This is a genomic window from Prevotella jejuni (assembly GCF_900187995.1).
Taxonomy (GTDB): domain Bacteria; phylum Bacteroidota; class Bacteroidia; order Bacteroidales; family Bacteroidaceae; genus Prevotella; species Prevotella jejuni.
The window spans coordinates 1-17929 of sequence record NZ_FZNZ01000048.1 but is presented as its reverse complement, the minus strand read 5'-3'; the positions used below and the strand labels follow the sequence as shown (position 1 = coordinate 17929).

Annotated in this window: 14 protein-coding genes and 1 tRNA gene; 14 read left to right on the top strand and 1 reads right to left on the bottom strand. The window is 40.9% G+C overall.

Annotated elements, in window-relative coordinates; all coding sequences use genetic code 11:
• The first annotated feature begins 437 nt into the window (after positions 1-437).
• From CHB62_RS13310 to CHB62_RS13240, 14 genes are all read left to right on the top strand, one after another.
• Positions 438-525: transfer RNA gene (locus tag CHB62_RS13310), tRNA-Ser, on the top strand.
• Positions 526-928: 403 nt separating this feature from the next.
• Positions 929-1177: a hypothetical protein gene (locus CHB62_RS13305; protein WP_176414877.1), complete on the top strand. Its 249-nt coding sequence runs from the start codon at positions 929-931 to the stop codon at positions 1175-1177.
• Positions 1174-1899: an SDR family NAD(P)-dependent oxidoreductase gene (locus CHB62_RS13300; protein WP_009012878.1), complete on the top strand. Its 726-nt coding sequence runs from the start codon at positions 1174-1176 to the stop codon at positions 1897-1899. Before CHB62_RS13305 ends, CHB62_RS13300 begins: the two co-directional genes overlap by 4 nt.
• 194 nt (positions 1900-2093) lie before the next feature.
• A complete protein-coding gene (locus CHB62_RS13295; RefSeq protein ID WP_089367212.1) occupies positions 2094-2906 on the top strand; it encodes a PepSY-associated TM helix domain-containing protein in 813 nt (270 codons plus the stop codon).
• Positions 2907-4014: 1108 nt separating this feature from the next.
• The gene (locus CHB62_RS13285; RefSeq protein ID WP_009012875.1) at positions 4015-5634 is read left to right on the top strand and encodes a BACON domain-containing protein; all 1620 of its coding nucleotides are present in this window, start codon (positions 4015-4017) and stop codon (positions 5632-5634) included.
• 35 nt (positions 5635-5669) lie between these two features.
• Positions 5670-7271 carry a BACON domain-containing protein gene (locus tag CHB62_RS13280; protein ID WP_089367210.1) on the top strand — a complete coding sequence of 534 codons (1602 nt, stop codon included), beginning with the start codon at positions 5670-5672 and terminating at the stop codon, positions 7269-7271.
• Positions 7272-7286: 15 nt separating this feature from the next.
• Entirely contained in the window at positions 7287-10043 is a 2757-nt protein-coding gene (locus tag CHB62_RS13275; RefSeq protein WP_089367209.1) for a S8 family serine peptidase, read from the top strand.
• 11 nt (positions 10044-10054) lie between these two features.
• Complete coding sequence (locus CHB62_RS13270) at positions 10055-11008, top strand: PorV/PorQ family protein (protein ID WP_089367208.1); 954 nt, start codon at positions 10055-10057, stop codon at positions 11006-11008.
• Between the two features lie 43 nt (positions 11009-11051).
• Positions 11052-12626, top strand: coding sequence for a hypothetical protein (locus CHB62_RS13265; RefSeq protein WP_089367207.1), 1575 nt, complete (start codon positions 11052-11054; stop codon positions 12624-12626).
• Between the two features lie 337 nt (positions 12627-12963).
• The gene (locus tag CHB62_RS15590) at positions 12964-13188 is read left to right on the top strand and encodes a DUF8309 domain-containing protein (RefSeq protein ID WP_497023421.1); all 225 of its coding nucleotides are present in this window, start codon (positions 12964-12966) and stop codon (positions 13186-13188) included.
• A 177-nt stretch (positions 13189-13365) separates the two neighbouring features.
• Positions 13366-13740, top strand: a complete 375-nt coding sequence (locus tag CHB62_RS13260; RefSeq protein WP_254919390.1) for an SMI1/KNR4 family protein — start codon at positions 13366-13368, stop codon at positions 13738-13740.
• 116 nt (positions 13741-13856) lie between these two features.
• Positions 13857-14306, top strand: coding sequence for a hypothetical protein (locus CHB62_RS13255; RefSeq protein ID WP_089367205.1), 450 nt, complete (start codon positions 13857-13859; stop codon positions 14304-14306).
• 1078 nt (positions 14307-15384) lie between these two features.
• Positions 15385-15966 carry a hypothetical protein gene (locus CHB62_RS13245; protein WP_089367203.1) on the top strand — a complete coding sequence of 194 codons (582 nt, stop codon included), beginning with the start codon at positions 15385-15387 and terminating at the stop codon, positions 15964-15966.
• A gap of 599 nt (positions 15967-16565) precedes the next feature.
• Positions 16566-16964, top strand: a complete 399-nt coding sequence (locus CHB62_RS13240) for a DUF2750 domain-containing protein (protein ID WP_089367202.1) — start codon at positions 16566-16568, stop codon at positions 16962-16964.
• A gap of 656 nt (positions 16965-17620) precedes the next feature.
• On the opposite strand, the gene CHB62_RS13235 is transcribed toward CHB62_RS13240, so the two are convergent.
• Positions 17621-17929: IS30 family transposase (locus CHB62_RS13235; protein WP_141240394.1), on the bottom strand; the 309-nt coding region annotated here is incomplete at its 5' end.

Sequence of the window (17929 nt, the reverse complement as noted above, 5' to 3'; positions counted from 1 at the left end):
CCGAGAGATGCAGACAACCTCTCGCTACGCGTCGAGAACGTCTGCATCTCTCGGAGAGGGACACTCTTTTATTGCACTTCGTTTTGGAACTTGCACAACAAGTCCCAAACTAAGTGCTATCATCAGGGGTAATAACGTGCCTGTCAGCACATATTCAGCCTTGATACAACAGCATACATGATATTAAACGTTTATTTCAGACATATTAACCTGTCTTATAGAGTTACAAGTGTATTTATTTGTTTTGACTTATTACAAGTATATTCGCTCACAAACAAAACGATGAATTGCACAAAACTAACAGAAAGGAAAAGACCGCCAAAAGCCTTAAAGAAACTTAAAATAAGTTTTACTATCGCTTTATTGTAAAACTAAAGTTCTATTTTTGCAAACCAGTTTGGGTTCGATAGACAAGCTATATGCTTCAGAATCCACAAGGAAAGATGCTCGAGTGGTTGAAGAGGCACGCCTGGAAAGCGTGTATACCCCTAAAGGGTATCGGGGGTTCGAATCCCCCTCTTTCCGCAAGAGAGGTGTAAACCAACGGATTACGTGGCTTACACCTTTCTCTTTTTCAGCATATTAAGACAACTTTCCAACCAATCTTAAGACACCTCATCAGCACAGCTTAAGATAGCTTTCCTACACAGCTTAAACAGCTTTCCATCCTATCTTAAACAGTTTCTCAACGTATCTTAAACAACTTCTCAACACATCTTAAGACTACTTTCAGCATATCTTAAACAGCCTTTTAGCATCTTAAGACAGAAAGGAAAATATCTCTTCAGCCACAACTCCACCTCCTTACACAAATCACGCATTTTCTTCTCCATTGCTTGTTATACTGCTTTATTTTCCTAACTTTGCAAAAGAAAAGAATAAGAAACGATATTGTATCCACGCAATAACATTCAAATCAACAGAAGAAATGATAGAACTCGACACAACCAATATGTGTTCACACCTGCAGAAGAAGCTTTTTAATGAGGATGGAGTTTACTATCCTATATGGCAGGCGATGCAAACTGATGACGAGATAACGGCTGTGGTCCGTGCTCGACAGTTACATATCTATCGCAAAGGGAAGAAGATTTTAGTTCTTCCTGGCAAGGCTGCACCTAAGATTATACGTGAGGATAGCCTCAACGAACTACTCCCTAAAGAACTACTAAAATGAAGAAAGCTATCGTATTAGGTGCCAGTAGTGGTATCGGACATGAGGTGGCACGATTGTTCATAGCCCAAGGATGGGTAGTTGGTGTGGCAGCCCGTCGTATTGACAAGCTGACAGACCTACAAAACCTCGCACCAGAGCGTGTATTCACAGCGCAGATTGACGTGACAGACGAAGCTGCAGAAGCATCCCTACAACAACTTATTGAACGCATGGGAGGGCTCGATCTCTATTTCCATGCGGCAGGTATCGGTTGGCAAAACCCAAGTCTTGAAGCCGAGAAAGAGCTCAAAACGATGGAAACAAATGCTGTTGGCTTCACAAGATTGGTTGGTTGTGCCTATCGCTACTTTGCTAACAATGGCGGAGGACACATCGCTTGCATCACTTCTATCGCTGGAACAAAGGGACTCGGACCTGCTCCTGCTTACAGTGCAAGTAAGGCTATGCAGAACACCTACCTACAGGCATTGGAGCAGCTTGCTATCTCTAAGCATCATAACATCCATTTCACAGATATTCGTCCGGGCTTTGTCGACACTCCCCTACTCGCTGGCAGTTCTCGTCTCCCTATGTTGATGACTACAGAAAAGGTGGCACGCAGCATTCTAAAAGCTGTCAACTGTCGTCGTCATGTCTGTGTCATCGACACACGATGGGCCGTCCTCACCTTCCTCTGGCGCCTTATCCCTAATTGGATATGGCGACGAATGAAGCTGTGTTGACCTATTTCGGCAGTAAACACAACAACTTACTACATCTTATTATATAAATAATCACTTATTCGCTCTACGCTCATTAAACCTTTCAAGGTTGTAAGCATCTAAGCAAATAAGTCTCAAAAGCCATCTTAAACGAAAGGGATAGCGAAAGGATAACAGCTTACAAACAAGAAACGAAAACAATAATTATATAAGAAATGAGAAAATTCTGCTTAAAAATACACCGATGGTTAGCATTACCACTTGGCGTGGTGATGACCGTATTATGCTTCAGTGGACTTGCGCTACTACTATTCAAAGACCTCGCACCGCTGTTTGACATGAATGCAAAAGAGATTCCTCTCTATACAGACATAGTACGCTTACACCGCTGGCTATTCATGAAACCAGAGAATGCACACGATGGTGGACTATCGTTAGGACGAATTCTAACGGCAGTGACGTCCATGTGTATGGTACTTGTATTGCTCTCCGGCGTCGTCGTCTGGTGGCCTAAGAGTAAGAAAGCACTGAAAAGTCGACTAACAGTCAGCACCAACAAAGGTTTTCGCAGATTTGTTTACGACTCACATGTGTCGTTAGGTATCTATGTATTCATCTTCCTTTTCCTCATGGCACTGACTGGTCCTGTATTCTCCTTCGGCTGGTACAGACAGGGAATGTCTAAACTCTTTGGTCAACCAATGCCTCCCAAGGAAATGAAGGCACAGCTGTCGAAAGACGGAGCAAAGCAGGGTGAGACAAACGAGAAAGCCTTTGCACAGCCAGACACAAGTAAGATAAAGGGGCAACCACAGGCACAGAAAGATGGGACAAAAGACATGAAAGGCGACCAGCAAGGCAAGAAGCCAAAGGGAGGAAAACTCTTTAAGCAGTTGCACACAGGTTCTTGGGGCGGCTGGTTCTCACGTGTTCTCTATGCCATCGCAGCCTTTATCGGGGGATTCCTACCTATTAGCGGTTACTACCTGTGGTGGAAGAGAAGGAGTACTAAGAAGCGAAAGGCTTAAAACCCACGACCATCTGTCGTAAACCCATTGAGCGTGTACAGTTGAATTATCCAACTCTACACGTTCAATGGGTATTTTTATTTACTTTACAATAGTCATATCTGAAACTCAATATATATCAATCTGGATTATAGTCCACGCAACATGTAAACTTGTGTAATAGTCCTTATACTTATTCATTATCATATCCTACAAACTCATTGGCAAAGAAATACCTTCTCAACTAAGTTTCGTCTACTCACTATTTTATCCGTTCTTGGATGGACATATTAACACCTACAAACACAGCACACTATGGAACAGAACCTAAACCATCCACCTTATCACCCATACCCACTAACTATTATGTAAAAGAAATTCACACCCTTAAAACTAACCAACGCCTGATTAGCTTCAAGACAAGGCCTTTCTCCCTTCAAGAACATGCCCTTCTTCGTCGTTGTCAACGCCCTTCTTGAAGCTTAAAGACGCCCTTCTCCAATAGAGTATATAACCTACTGTTTATCTGTTAGTTATATAGTGCTATTAACAAGATACTTTATCGTAATAAAGAAGGTTATAGAACACTCGTTTTGTAATGATATTTTACGAACGTCAAAACAAACAAACGACTATTGAGAAAGCAAATTCTGTCATCTTAATTAGGGATAAGAGGACACATCAACACAAAGAAACGAGTGTAAATTCCTAATAAATAGGTATTGTCACATCCGTAGGAAGCCACTACCTTTGCACTCGTTATTTTTACAGGCCGTGATAAATATGGATTTAATTAGTATGACATTTAAGGTGACAGACTTGGCAGAAGTCGTCAAGAACCTATTATTCAATTCAAAAGAGGAGCACGAGAAGGGATATTCCCATTCGTTGACACCCACTTTCATGATAAATATAAATAACATAAGGTTAGTTTCTTTTAACTCAATCAGCTTGTTTTTATTCTCATTAAATCCTATTTTTGTAAAAGAAAACCTCACCTTAATATAAATTAAGACAAAGGCCACGTAGTCAATATCTTACCGAGAATATGAATACAAAAAACCAATTACAACCCTTCGAATTGAGTATGAATCAATATATTTATTATCTTATAAAACCCTTAAAGAGTATGGAATTAAAAAAGACACTCTACTCCCTAATGTTAGGTGGCATCCTTCTTTGCCTGTTTTCATGTGCTAAGGAAGACGAGTTTGAGATGCCAACACTGGTCCTTTCAGAAAACAACATCACCTTTGACAAAGGCGTAAGTGAAAGGAACATTAGTGTAACAACCAATCAAAACAGCTGGATCGCATCGTCTCCACAGGAAGGCGAATGGCTCTCGCTGGTTCAGGACGGTAACGTACTGAAGGTAAAGGTAACTGAAAATAAGATGGGTGCAGAGCGCACAAGTTATGTTCTTGTAAATGCCAATGGCGCTACTGGCAAGATTGCTGTGACCCAGAGTGCAGCCGACGTGACGCTCGACGTGGTTCCGAATGCTATCTATCTCCCACAAACAGGTGGCGAGAAGACAATTGACATCACCACTAACTCAGCTGTCTATGACGTAACTACGAGCGAAGAAGTTAGTTGGTTGAAGATTGTTAAGGCTGAGGAAGAAATCAAACTGATAGCTGAACGCAACGATAGCTACCAGACCCGTGAGGTGAAACTATATGCCAAGAGTGGCAGTGTCATCCGTGAGATTGTCGTGTCACAACCTGGTATTCAGCGTTATCTCTTGCCTATCAACCCTGGTGTACCACAGGATGAGCACAAGATTATGGACTTCGAGTTAGGGCGTGGTAGCTATCTGCGCGAGTATCAAGCTGCCATGCCTGCTTACGGACTTGAGGAGACTTACACCTTCATCACCCCATCTCCTATCTTTACCTTAGTTCAGTATTGCAGTTCTGATGGTATCAATCCATCACAGATCATCATGATTGGCGATGGCAGAAAGGCTATCGACGCCGTGAAAGACAAGGCTTTCGATAAGTTCTTGACAGACAATGGCTATGTACGCAGCAACTCTCAGTCTGACAGAGAATACACGAATGAGAAGGAGTTATTGTCTTTGAAGGTCTATATATCAGAGAAAGAGAACAACGAAGGAGTCAATCTTACCTTCACTCCTATCATGAAGCAGACTGGTGAATACAAGACTTTCAATAAGCTACCATTCTATCCTCTTGAGTTACTACAGAAGGACAACGTGAAGTTAGCACAAGTAGAACAATACGAGCAGAGGGCTGGTAGCACGGAAGAAGAACGCACCGTCAACGAGCACAAGACCTCAGAGGTGTCACAGCTTCAATATAAGCTGAAGGCAAGCACAGACCCTTCTGCAGCATACGGACGTATTCACATCTTCTATACAACGGATAAGGATGGTGACGCACCAGACAATCTTGGTAGCGTACAGATTGGTGCTTTGCTCTTCAAAGACACTAACCTCGGTGTGTGGAAGTATGGTAGTAAATGGGTTGCAACCAAGGAGCTCAAGAAACTACTTGGTGATGAGGGCTTCTCATTCCTCCGTACATCAGGCAACAACCACTTCTTCGTACGTGAAAGCGACCACTTAGTGATTGATGTTACATGCGTGTTAGACAATGACGCACCAGTGCTCGCACTGCTTTATAGCTATGACCCGTCCGTATCAGGTGTAAGTAGTAAGGGCTTAACAGCACAGACGAAGATGGTTAAAAACTTCTCTGCTGCTAAGAAAGCATTGAAGTTCTAATCTGATTCTTATACCTTATTAAATTATTACATGATATGCGTATAATCAATATACATAAGCTGGTACAGTTCTCCCTGCTATGCCTATTATTAGGAATGGCGGTTGGATGTGCTGACAATGACAGCTTCGAACAGCCCTATCTGAATGTTTCAGAGAAGGAGATAAGCTTTTCTAATCAGGTAGGTGAGAAGACGATTACAGTGAACACGAACTGTAAGGAATGGGTTACCACGACTCCTAAGTCATGGGTACACCTTACACAGAACAGAAACGAGATTGCTGTACAAGTAGACCCGAACACAACTGGGGCGGAGAGAAGCAGCTATATCCTTGTTGATGGTGGTTTGGCAGTACAGAAAATCATGGTCAGCCAGAGTGCTGCTGATATCTCTTTGGATATTAGCAAAGGTGAGATTGTCCTGCCACAGGCGGGTGGTACGACCACTGTCGACTTGAAGTTAGAGGGCATGTCGTATGACCTTACACAGAACGAAAAGCCTGACTGGCTGCAAGTTATTCAGAAGAAGCATGGATTGAAGTTTATTTCTAAGCCTAACTATAGTGCTACTGAAAGAACTACGAAACTCACGGTAACCATCGCAGGGAAGAACAATGAGGTCGTTGTCAAGCAACCAGGCGTGGCAACCTTCATCTTAGCTTGCAACCCAGGTAATCCCTTCAGTCTGCATAAGATGATGGATTACGAGTATCGCCGAGGGAGTATTCTTACAGAATATGGCGGACCAGACGAGGTAAACGGCATCTATGAAGAGAGTTACTTCTTCCGAACACCATCGCCATTGTTCAAGGATGTGGTCTATGTAAACGACACTAAATATGGTGTACCGACCCGTGTCTACACGCGTTCACTAACAAGAGAAGGTGTTAACGCCGTTAAGACACAAGCTTTCCAGGACTTTATGAGAGCCAATGGATATACAAGAGACGAGAAGGACACCAATCATTACGTCAATATCAAAGAGGCTTATACGATGGATGTAGACATCAGAGAGGAGAATAACAGTGTTGTACTGTTCTTCTATCAGATGCATACACAGGACCGCAGCTACCCTACTTTTAGTAGTCTTGACCTTGGGCCTATCGACCTTCTGAACAAGTCTGACAAGAAGATAAGCGATGTTGAGAAATATGAACAGGGTAAGAACAGCGAGGAGATGAAGCGTCAAACAACTAAGAACAACGAGGTTGAGGCTCTTCTCTACAAGACAAACGACCCTACACTGATTGCACGTACTTATTTCTTCTTCCTTCGCAGTGATGCTACGACCCCACAAGATAAGGTCGGAAGCATTGAGCAGTACAGCCTGTTCTACGGTCAGCCTAATTTAGGTATATGGCAGTATGGCAACGAGTGGTTTGTCACCCACGAGTTTGATAAGCTCCTTACCGCAAACAATTTCGAGTTTGTTGGCTACAATGGTAAGCATCATGTCTATGCTCGTCGTTCTGACTATCTGACCTTGGCCATCTCAGGTGGCGAGTATGCCGACGTCAACAACGGTAAGGCAGTCATGCAGATTACCGTCTTGTACAAGCCTACGGTCTTTGCAGGAAGTAAAGAACAGCGACTGGCTAAGGTGGAACGTATGCTCAAACAAACCAATCAAAAGAAATAAATAAAAGGTACATTGATGAGAAAATCTATTATATATCTATGTGCGTGTGCGCTCTCTGGCATGATGGTTACGGCCTCATGCCAAGACAGTCAAGACTTAGATGCGACCGCATCCGACACACGCTCGGTCAATATTGACAAAGACCTCTTTGCGGTAAAAGGCTGCATTAATGTGAAACTGGCAAAGGGTACGAATCAAGCTATCCCTACAACTCGCAGCGGAAATGTTGAGATGCAAAGCGTCCCATCGACTATGTCCTCTGCAATGCAATACTCTGGTGCGTATAAGATGGAACGAGTATTTAAGCCAGCTGGCATCTATGAAGCACGAACAGTTGCCGAGGGACTTGACCGTTGGTACACTATCTACTTCGACAAGAGCAAGGATGTGGCAGCAGTATTAAACCAGTTCAAGAAAGCTGACGGTGTTGAATGTGCTGAACGAGTACTACCAATGGCCAGACCAACGGTTAAGATGACTCCTTATAGTCCTTCTGAAGCAAGTACACAGGGAGGTGCCAGCAATTTCGACGACCCTCTCCTCGCTAAACAGTGGCATTACTATAACGACGGAACCGTCAGTGCTCATGCTAAGCGTGGGGCCGACTGTAATGTTAAACCTGTCTGGGAGAAATACACAACAGGTAAGAAGAATGTCATCGTAGCCGTTGTTGATGGTGGTATTGATATCACACACGAGGACTTAAAAGACAATCTTTACGTCAACGAAAAGGAGAAGAACGGTCAACCTAACGTTGATGATGACGGCAACGGATTTGTTGACGATATTTATGGTTACAACTTTGTGACTGCTAAAGACGTTGTTGGCGGTACTATCGAACCCGATGATGGCGGACACGGCACCCACGTTGCAGGTACTGTTGCAGCTCGTAACAACAACGGAAAGGGTGTAGCTGGTATCGCTGGTGGCGATGGCTCGGCCGATAGTGGCGTACGTCTGTTGAGTTGTCAGATATTCAGAAACAAAGACGAGCAGGGCGATGCGGCAGCTGCCATTAAGTATGCTGCTGACAACGGGGCTGTCATTTGTCAGAACTCTTGGGGCTACTCGTCAACAGCAGGGGTCACCTCCATGCCTCAACTACTGAAGGAAGCCATCGACTACTTCATCAAGATGGCTGGTTGTGATGCTAACGGCAATCAACGTCCAGACTCCCCAATGAAGGGCGGTGTGGTAATGTTCGCTGCTGGTAATGAGAATAAAGAGTTTTCTGCTTACCCAGCTTGCTATGCTCCGACGGTTTCTGTCGCTGCAATGGCATGGGACTTCAGTAAGGCAAGTTATAGTAATTACGCTAAATGGGTGACCATTACGGCTCCAGGTGGCGACCAAGACCGCTTCGGAACATCGGCAGGTGTGTTGAGCACCGTACCCAAAAAGAAGGTAGCATCGGGTTATGCTTACTTCCAAGGTACCTCTATGGCCTGCCCACACGTGTCAGGTATTGCGGCACTCATCGCCTCTTACTTCGGTCGTCAAGGCTTTACGAATGAAGAACTGAAGACACGACTGACCACTGCCTATCGTCCTTATAATATCGACGAACAAAATCCTACGTATAAGGGGAAATTAGGTAAGGGTTATATCGACGCAGAGGCGGCCTTCGAAACAGATACGAAAATTGCCCCAGAGAAGGTAGGAACACTGACGCTCAAGCCTGATTTCGTGGACATCAATGCTGAGTGGAGTATCGCAAAGGACGAGGATAAGACTGCAGCCTTCTATCGACTCTACATTGCTCAGGGTGATCTGACAGCTGATAAGCTCAAGGATATGACTTACAGAGAAATCAATGGTATGGGACATAGCTTGGGTGAGACGCTTAAGTATGACTTCGATGACTTGAAAGATAACACTACCTATAGCGTTGCAGTGGTAGCAGTGGATCGTTGGGGCAACCTCTCTGAACCTATGATTCAGAAGTGTACAACCCGACTCAACCATGCTCCTGAGGCTACAGGATTCCCAACAGAGGCTATAGAGGTTATGGAGAACGATCGTCAGTCATTCTCTTTCAACGTTGCCGACCCTGATGGTCACAACTGGGACATCAAGGCTACGGGTGAGACAAAGGGTGTTTCCTACACCGTGAAGGGCAATACTGTGACCGTCAACCTCGTTCCTGTGCTTGAAGCTGGTAGTTATAACTGTACTTTCATACTCTCTGATGACTTAGGTGCAAAGGCCGAGAAGAGCTTTACATTTAAGATTGTCAAGTATATACCACCACAGCTAACGAAGCCTTTCGAGAACTACATCATAGGTATGGACGAAGGCGTCGTTACGATACCATTAGCTGGTCATTACACACACAGCAGTAACACACAGCTTACCTATAAAGCGAATGTTACGAATGGGGGTGTTGCTTCGGCTACTATCAGCAATGACAATCTTCAGTTGAAACCAACGAGTAAGGGTGTCACACGCATCAACATCATTGCTTCTGACGGTCGCAAGACATCATCTGATGCCTCTTTCCAAGTTCGTGTGGTCGAAAAGAAGGCAGCTCCAGTCTATGCTGTCTACCCTATCCCAGTACAGAAGGATATTCATACCTTGCTCAATCCTGAAGTAAAACAGGCTGAACTCGTTATTAGTTCTACTGTGGGCGAGCGTCTGATGAAGGCTACCGTGACACCAGACAAGTACAACGTGGCTACACTCGACCTTTCTAAACTGAACCCTGGGACGTATAAACTAACCGTCTATACCAGCAAGGGTAACCATACCCAGCTATTCATTAAACGATAATCAAAACAAGTATGAATACAAAACATATCATTCTCATGGCTTGCGCAGCACTTCTCGGTGCTACGCAGGCTAATGCCCAGGGACAAGACCTCTCTATTCTGACGGTCAACACCGATGCTAAGACGGCCGCTATGGGTAATGCTTCGGTTGCAGCCGAGGGTATGTACCTATATAACAATCCTGCTGCTTTCTTCGCAACAGATAAGATGTTCACTGCTGATATCGCCGCATCTGTTTTTGAAAAGGCAGAGGGTGCTGACGGCACCTTCGGACTTTACGCTGCTACTGCAGGTTATAAGTTTGCTAAACGTCATGCTGTTTTTGCTGGTTTCCGCTATGCTGGAGGCTTGAAGTTAAAGGGCTACGACGTTTCGGGCAATCCAACCAAGGACTATCAGCCCTATAACTGGACAATCGACTTGGGTTACACCTATTTATTAGGTAAGGGTTTCGCAGCATACGCGACAGGAAGTCTTATCTATAGTCACCTATCAAAGAATGCTATGGGTGCTGCTTTCAATATAGGGGGGGCGTATCAGAATAACGAGTTGACCCTTGCCAACAAACCGGCCAACCTCATGCTCGATGCGAAGGTGGGTGCAATTGGTCCACAACTCGACTATGGTAACAAGCATAAAACAACACTTCCTACCTATTTTGCCGTAGGGGGTGCGCTGTCAGTGGATGTTGCTGAGAAGCATCAAGTGGCTGCTGCCTTATCTTCTCGTTACTTCTTCCAACCTACAGAGGCAAAACTCTTTATGCTTGGTGGCGGACTTGAATACACCTATAATAAGATGGTATCAGTACGTGCAGGCTATGAGTATGGTGACCACGACCTTAGTCATGTCACTATGGGAGCAGGCTTCAAGTATCAAGGACTGCGCTTGAACGGAGCTTATAATCTGAAGACTGCAAACGCAGGAAGCAGCTATTGTACCATTGGCATTGGCTATGACTTCTAAAAATGACAAACAATACAATTCAACTAATATAAATTAATAAGATATGAAAAGAACTTTATTCTCAATTTGTGCATTAGTACTGAGCCTTACGGCATCCGCTCAGATAATAAAGGACACGCCTAAAGGTAAGCTGATAGAAAACCTATACCGCTCAACTAAGTCTTGGGTTAAGAAGGGTTGGACAGGTGTTCAGCAAGGTAGATATGAAGGTTTAGTGTCCAAGATTGTTATCGGAGATGATGGCTGTATTTATATTTATAATCCACTTTCAGGCCTCGACAGCAAGTCATGGTTAAAGCTTGAGAAGCAAGCGGATGGCAAGTATAGAGCAAAGCTACCGCAGGATATCCTTACAGACGACCTCGGTGGGGACGATGAGGAGGAGGAAAGTAGCGAGCGTACAATCACTCTCAATCGTATGGTTTCTACTGATGATGGAAAGAGTTACGAGCCTGTTGGCGCAGCTATGAACTATGTTGATTTCACTTGGGAGAACAATAAACTTGTGATGAAAGGTATGGGTCAGAAAGCGAAAATATGGGGCGCTGCCTATGAAAATAGCTGGCAAAACAACTATGGTGGCGACTGGGCTCTTACGATTGAGCCACTTGGCGAACAGCTAATTACGCCTCCTTCTACAGCTGTGAAGGCTCAGTATATTGTTTCATCTAAGTCTGATTCTTCTCCACGAATTGTTGAAGCGATGACAGATAACAACGATATCTACATCAAGGGGTTGTTCAAGGCTGAGAAACTCGCAAACGTTTGGGTGAAACTAACCAAGCAGGGCGACAAAGCTGTCATGCCTACTAATCAGTATTTGGGTATTACCAAGAAGACAGACTTTAAGAAATACGATAGCGATAAGTCGGAGTATCACACCTTTGCAGCTGCCTTCGAGAATGAAGAAAAGACCGCTGAAAACCTTGAGTTCAGCATTGATGCAACTGGTAAACTGACTGCTTCTAAGATTCTTAGAACTTCTTTAGGTAGAGCAAGTGATGACAACATTACTGGTGAAGACTATGTAGAAAGCTACGAGGGCCTAACCTTGACTCCTTACATACAGAAAGCAGGTAAACCAGCGACACCTGAATACTTCTATTTCACATCTACTCCAGACTACGATAACACTTCTAATGAGATTAAATTAGCGTTCTATGTTAAGAACGCAGATGTTGACGGCAACTATCTCGACCCAGAGAAGATGTACTACAATGTCTATGCAAATGATAGCAAAGAGCCTTTCAAGTTCAAGAAGACTGAAACTCAGTACCGTGACATGCATGAGGACGAAATGACTAATATTCCTTTCAACTATCAGGACAACAGAAACTATGACTTCAAGGTCATCGATAACCTTCGTATTCTTCACTTCTATGATAGTTCTATCACAAGCCTTAAGGTCGTAATGGTTTATGAGGCTGACGGCAAGAAGTATTCAAGCGAACCAATGGTTGCCAAACTTTCTACCGCTGGTATCGAGAGTGCAAACTTCAATAAGGCCACAACAGAAAAGTATTACACCATTGATGGTCGTCAAATTCAGAAGCTTCAGAAGGGTCTGAACATCGTTAAGTCTTCTGATGGAACAACACGCAAGGTGATTGTTAAGTAAATTGACAAGATAACAAGTTAATTAGATAATAGCATTGTTGGCAAGTGAACGAGGAGTTTGTTATAGCTGTTATAACTTATAACTCGCTTACTTGCCAACTCTGTTACTACATCTTCTCATTACTATGCCCGCACGCCATCCATCCTTAACAACCACATTCTCATATACTCTTTTCGTACACCTCAAATGAAGACAAAACTATAATATGAAGCTTAAGCACAATGATAAGATACAAGTAAGTACCTAACTACTTACCAACAAATATTTTGAAACGAAAGATAATACTAAGGTTACTGACTTAACAAAACTACATAAAGGACAAAAAACATTATAAAGTATGACAAGAGTATCTTGGAAAGAGAATCGAGTCTTGAATATAGAAACACGTAAAGGAGTATTTGTTATCGGACAGATGCTTAAACATCCTTATATTAGGTTTTACAATATGTTCAGTACAGAAAGTTCCCTTCACAATGTGAATACAATGGAGCTATCAGTCTTATTTACCGCAGCTGTCACCAGACAGTACCTCCGCTGTAGTCGGATCTCTGTATTAAAATGATACAAAACCTACGCCCCCTCTACCCTACTTTACGAAATCTTCTGACTTACAACAATATTAATTAATAAAGATAAAACTATGGTTTCATTCACAGATAATAAATTACTATATGAAGGTAGAACATCTCTACTTTCTGAAAAGGAGATAAGACGACAGTTAGGAATAGATTATGATGAAATGAGAAGTTTTATCCAATTATATCTAACTTACGATGGTGTCTCATTTCCAATGCAAGCTATGATGTTCAGACACACCTTTTACCCTATTGCAAAAGGTGATTGGGATAAGATAGAAATAGGGTTCTTCTTAAAATTTGAAGATATCATTAAGTATCGGAACCCACAATTACAAAATGATTCTGAGATGGATTCTTTAGTCAAGACTCACATCCCCTTTGCTGATGATGGGTGTGGTAATGATATTTGGATAGAAGTATCAACAGGAGTTATTAAAGTATTTTATCATGAGTATCCAATGGAAGAAGGCTTGATAGAAATAGCTCCTAACTTTGAAGATTTCTGTTCATCATTGGAGAATTGGACACTTAGATAGTTCTTGCTATTAATCGAATTATAACACTTCAACCAATATCAGATAGCACAATCGTGAACTACAAGAACAGTCAGTATACGCAACGAATAACATTACAAATAATAGTTTACTGATTTATGAATAATTATTATGATAACATCTTAATAAAGAGTGCAGAAGAGCAGAAGATAAATTACACTGTTATTCCCAACCTTTCTAATTACATAGGAAATCTAAAAAAACATATCCCCATCATCGGAGAGCGGCTTGAATTTAGTAAATTAAATAATTATAAGTATATAAAAGCCGAGCAAAGAGACGTCTCTTTTGAAGCCATTAATCTTATTAAAGGGTTAATAGAAGCGAGAGTATATCGTAAGGATGATACGATTATATATATTGGAGATAGCTTGACGGAGAATGGATATGAGTTCTACTTGAATGATTTATTAAAGATAATCCCCTTATTAATAGAAGACATACCTCAACATCACTATTTCCTATCTCAAGATTATACGAAGATCATTTATATATCATTTGAGAATGAATTTGAATTTGGCGAGATTTCCAGTAATATTCATGATTAGTAGACATAATAGTAGTCGTTAAGTTACTTTTCAGAAACTTGGTGTACGAGTATTAAAATAGTGGGACTACACAGCTACTTAATATTACTTTTGCGTACCAACAGTATGTCTTCGATGGATAGCCTACATCTCAAAATGTATTCTGTGACAATAAGACAGGTTCCTACAATAACCCATTCTGGCATAATAAATCGATAACAGATAATTACATCACCAACACCCTATAAGCTTAACAGGAAATAATTCAACTCAAAATGGATATATAACAAAAGCTAATCTTCAATATAGTAGAGGTGGCGCAACGCAATACTTTAGAAGATTATAATGAAAAGCTAACACCTTATGAAGCCCCAATAGAATTAGAATCAAGCAAATTTAATAGATGTATATGCAAATAGAAAACATCAAAGTCTGTACTCCTATAACAACACTAATTCAATATTTAGAGAATAAAGGATTCAGAATAGTCGAATTCAAGATTACTGATTATCATTTTCACGAAGTATATATAAAGATGTCAGGAGAAAGAACTGATGATATAGAGACCATCAATATAAATAATATCCAACGATATTCTGAGCGCACCTTTGTATGTTCTTGCCATTGGTCAACGATTGAACTTGTTTATGATAAAGATACATGTCAATCACCTTAAATCGAGAAGCTCGCTCCAACAGGTTGCTCATAACGTTTTGAATTCCTCTTGTATCAAATTAGGTAAACCTGCTTTTTTCGCTTAGCTTGTTTATAAAACAAATTGACAAAAAGTCCCGCCGTATCAGGTCTCTAAGTAGACATAAGATAGAAAGAACACAAGATATAAGTTGAAAGATAAATCCAATATCAAATTATGTTTACTATATCCTCATATCCAATCACAAAGTCGAATATAGGACTCTAAGAGCTTTCCACGAATGCTTAATACAATAAATGTCAGAAGTGTACGTTATGATTTATGACATCTTCGGTTCTCTATTTGTATGATATTCGATATAAAGGTGTAACGCTTTTAGAGGATTTACAGAAGCTAAAAAACGTTATACTATAAAACAATGATATATTTTTCAACAAATAAAGAATGGAAAAAAGAATACTATCAGTCGAAAGTTATGGCATCTATGTTGTTTGTATAGCTTCCTTGAAGAGGTTTCTTACAAGAAAACAAATAAAGAGTAAAAATCTCTTGAAGGTCTTTCAAGACAATAATGACTTATATATTGATTCACTGAAGGAAGGAGTGTGGATTCCTATCTTACCCATTGACTCAATAGATTATGAGATTCTAATAGGTCACGATGACATTATAAAAGACGATTGGAATGAAGTTTTTACCTATGATGGATTTAATCTAAATGTAGAAGACGATAACGTTTGGATTGGCTCTTTGGGGAGTTTAGCTAATTTTAGAGTAAGTTTATTTAAAGATCCTGCACAGGACTGTTTATCCTATCAGACTTTAGATGGTCAAACACTGTATAAAGGATTTAGAATAAGACTCGGCAAAGGCAAGTATCGTGTGGCTATATCTGGCTATAAAAAAAGAGTTATATCCGAGAGTACTATTTATGGTTACGGATTTAACTTTGAACCTACTGATGCGTTTACGAGTTATAATGACCCACGGGATGATGCACAATACACCTTTAATATGACACCTTAAGACAATCCCAAAATTGGTGTCATTCACAAAGTTATGGCATGTGTCTGAAGCAGATACTACGTCTCATCCATTGCAGTAGACTATTATTCGTCTACGGTAACATTGATGAAACAATAATTAGTTCCACGCTCATCTGCAGCTATATGAGTTATTCTGTGAAAGTATACCTCAGTTAAGCCATTGCTGTTTTGTATGCTGGCTATGATAGCTACAATAACTTGCGTAATCGCAAGAGTATTCATGACTACATCCCCTCCCATCGACTAAGTCGATACATGGACAACGAGACGAGACCTCCTACAAACACTTCCGAGATGACAACGCAAGAATAGATTATTATAAAGCAAAACACTTGTGTAATCTCTAAAATAAGCATACCTTTGCCTTATGGGTAAAGGGTTACCGCACTACTCATACCTTTCAAGCAATCCTTTATGGTAATAAAAGAAACTCTAACAACTATCAACAGTAATAAAGATATCAAGTCAACTTTAAAAAGATGTGGCTAATAACGGGGTCAACCGTTTCTAAAGACAAGACATCAAAGTAGTCTACCAAAGTCAAAAACAACCAGAGGCATAGAAATAAACAAAAAGATTATGGAAATATCTAAACAAGAAATTGAGGCTATAATACGATTATCTCCTGAAAAACGTTATGCATATTTCATCAAACGAATATGTGATTGGGAGTGTATATGGACATTATTTGATGATGATTCTATCATTCTAAATGAAGGGAAAAAAGGCGAATTATATGTGATTTTATTCCCATTCAATGATTTTGCATCATATTATATAAACCAAACAAAAGCAATGTCTGGTTCTATATGTAAATGCTTTGAGTTAGCAGAGTTCCTTAATACTACTATCAGGAAACTACAAGTGCATAACATAAACAAGGCGTTAATATTCCCTGTCCCCGATGGATTTGGGCTGAATGTTTCTATAAGCACTCTCATTGATGACATAAATGAAGAATTAGAAAATTACAAGTAAAATGATAAGAACGCACGCATATTCCACCTTACATAGTATCGAGTAGAACTCAATTCTACCATTCTTCTAATTCGCTCATCCCATGAATAAAGTCATGGACGACACCTTGTCTTGCTTTGCAGTCTTTGTTATACGTCATAGAATCGCATTATTATTATTTAGTACAATAAAATGTATGACGTTACTACAGATTAAAGAACTTTGAGGAAATCACCATTCATCAGGAACAAATAGAAACTACTATCAATAAATTACGTATTTCATTGAAGGATTAAAGAGAAGAAGAAGAGAAGAAGATGATTATCTTTTATTTTAACCTTAGTACTATTTTGTAATGAATTATCGCACACATCATATCCTCTACATGCCCATCATGGATTAAGAAAAGGCTCTTCTTCATTCAAGAACACGCCCTTCTTGACGCTTGTTAACGCCCTTCTTGCACCTTATTAGGCAACTTCTCCACTACTACTCACAACATACTGATTTAATGCAGATTATAGACGTGAACCATGTATATAACCTTCGTCATTACCCCCTACCTTTCACTACATTTTTGTTGAGACTTTTCATACTCATACCGAGTTCCACAGACATACAAATACGGCGGTTTAATTGAGTGGTACAAAGCGTGAATTCAACAAGCAAGTGCAAATTTACTTAATTAGTTCGTAAAAGCAGTCCTGTGGTGTTTTAAAATCTAATTTCTTTCTTGGTCTCATGTTAATTTTCTTTGAATACTTAGTTATTTGTTGCTGGCTGATATGCTCAAAGGTTTCTTTTTTTGGCACGTATTGCCTAATTAGTCCGTTAGCATTTTCTATAGCGCCTTTCTGCCATGAAGCGTATGGGTCAGCAAAATATATGGTAACACCAAGGCTTTTGGCTATCATTTCATGACAAGCGAATTCTGTACCATTGTCAGTTGTAATAGACTTGATATGCTCTTTGAATGGAGACAGTAA